The sequence below is a fragment of the Bacteroides sp. genome (assembly GCF_019417265.1).
Classification (GTDB): Bacteria; Bacteroidota; Bacteroidia; order Bacteroidales; family Bacteroidaceae; genus Phocaeicola.
In genome coordinates this window covers 1869-2815 of the sequence record NZ_DXVR01000168.1, presented here as the reverse complement: position 1 = coordinate 2815, position 947 = coordinate 1869, and the positions used below count along the sequence as shown (strand labels likewise).

Here is a 947-nt window from a genome sequence, read left to right as displayed (position 1 = left end):
AGTTCTGCCGGAACTTAAAAAATAACCACTTAAATATTCTTAGTCGGGTCAAGATGGATTATACCATTGTTAATAGCTTTCAGCACCAATTCTACGGCATTCCTTACCTCAAACTTAAGGAACAAGCTTTTACGATGTGTTTCAACAGTATTGACTGAAACATGGAGCATTTCGGCTATTTCCTTTGTCTGCATACCGGAAGATATTCCCTTCAATACATCCATTTCTCTGTTGGTCAGCAAAGCCTGGTAATCAGGTGTATCAATACTGAATCTCAGTCTTTTCCTTATTTTATTAAATTCATTACAGAAGTATTTTTCCCCTTTCAGAACGCTTTCCAACGCATTCTTAATCTCATCTGTATCAGATGATTTAAGTATTACACCATCAACACCTATCTGGAGCAGTTTCTTCACTATCCAGGTTTCCTCATGCATTGTATTAACGATTATTCTCGAGTCAGGACATTTGTCCTTTATTATTTCCAGAAGTTCAAACCCGCTCAAATCAGGCAACTCTATATCAAGCAAACAAACGCAAAACGATTTATTCTTTATTAATGCTATGGCTTCGGCTGCTGATGATGCTGTACATACCTCTCCTATTTCAGGCATGCTTTCTACTATGAACTTTATCCCCTGGAGTATTAAAGCATGGTCGTCCACCAATAATACTCCATGTTTCCTGTCTTTCATTTCATCATTTACTGAACCCATAACCCTCACTTAGCACATTCGTTTACAACTTAACAAAAAATTGTTTTATCAGTGCAAAGGAACATAAATATAAAGAAAGAAAACTCACCGAAAACCGTGATTTTTCATCAATTTTCGACATTCCCCAACAGATTTATATCTATATTCACTGACACTCCGTTTTCTCTGGAAACGGAATATGTACCGCCGACGGTCTTCAGTCTGTCGTCTATAGTACGCATACCTATACCG

At 37.4% G+C, this 947-nt stretch carries 1 protein-coding gene; it reads right to left on the bottom strand.

Going from position 1 to position 947, the window contains the following annotated elements; genetic code table 11:
• Positions 1–29: 29 nt before the first annotated feature.
• Positions 30–716, bottom strand: a complete 687-nt coding sequence (locus tag QZ379_RS12545) for a response regulator transcription factor (protein ID WP_291565444.1) — start codon at positions 714–716, stop codon at positions 30–32.
• Positions 717–947: the final 231 nt, after the last annotated feature.